General features: G+C 60.1%; 1 protein-coding gene. It reads left to right on the forward strand.

The window, feature by feature from the left end; translation table 11 throughout:
* Nucleotides 1–288, forward strand: a 288-nt coding sequence (locus EIK80_RS25590; RefSeq protein ID WP_148099144.1) for a serpin family protein, incomplete at both ends; no start/stop codon positions are given.

Below are 288 nucleotides of genomic sequence, written 5' to 3' on the forward strand. Positions count from 1 at the left end.
GATGGCGTTGGCCATCGCCGCGCAGGGCGCCAATGGCACGACCCGCTCGCAACTGAATGAGCTGCTGGGCTCCGGTTCGCTGGCCGACAGCGACTACCAATCGCTGCTGAGTTCGATCAACGGGCAATATTCGGGGGCGAAATCCGAGATGAGCGCCGCGAACTCGCTGTGGATCGATAACGACTACTCCCTTGCCAGCGATTACCAATCCACCGTCAAGAAAATGTTCGAGGCCGAAGTCACCACGCTACCGTTCGACGATCAGGCCGCCGCCAAGATGTCCGATTG

The organism is Caulobacter sp. 602-1, assembly GCF_003931565.1.
Lineage (GTDB): Bacteria > Pseudomonadota > Alphaproteobacteria > Caulobacterales > Caulobacteraceae > Caulobacter.